Genomic DNA, 600 nt, shown 5'->3' with positions numbered 1-600 from the left:
TAAGCACAGCATCTAAATCGAGAGAGCTCGAGCCGTCCAACGCCGATGTTGTGAGCGCCTGCTTCACCTCAATTAACGACGTACGTTCACCATAGTGATGTTGGCTTTTTCTTTTATCGACAGGAGAGCTGTTTAAAGAGCTGGCCGCAGACGCCATGTTGCTCTCGTCACTTAACAAGTAAACGCCCAATAAACCGGCGCCGATCGCGCCGATAATCCACAGTTTCTTGGTCATGATTTATGCGTGTGCCATTCTTGATTGCAGCCAGCTGCGTGAGAACTTGAGGTCGTTTTCGACCAGGCTTGCGCTGTACGCTAGCAGTTCTCTGATCTCCTGGTTCTTCATGCCCATCAGGTATTTGAGTTTTAAGGCGCTCGATTGACGTGGGTAGCGTGTGCTAAAGCTATCTAAGGCTTTGTCCATGATGATCAACTGCTCAAAGCGGTCTTCTTCGTCCTTCATCAATGTGATGTGTTGGCGTTTTTGCGCTTGGTGTGAGCGAGCGTTGTCGATCAATATTTGGCGCATGACTTTAGCTGCCATTAAGAAAAAATCACGCTTGGTGGCGATTTCACTCATGTCGCAGTTTGACATCTTTA

Annotated in this window: 1 protein-coding gene and 1 pseudogene; both read right to left on the bottom strand. The window is 48.2% G+C overall.

Going from position 1 to position 600, the window contains the following annotated elements; translation table 11 throughout:
• Nucleotides 1-235, bottom strand: a pseudogene (locus R7E78_RS28360) (hypothetical protein); the annotation flags it as partial.
• Between the two features lie 3 nt (nt 236-238).
• A partial coding sequence (locus tag R7E78_RS28355; protein ID WP_318058911.1) for a sigma-70 family RNA polymerase sigma factor occupies nt 239-600 on the bottom strand: 362 nt, incomplete at its 5' end.

The organism is Vibrio sp. YT-19(2023) (genome assembly GCF_033337395.1).
The sequence above is the reverse complement of the archived record's forward strand: the minus strand, read 5'-3'. Positions and strand labels throughout refer to the sequence as shown.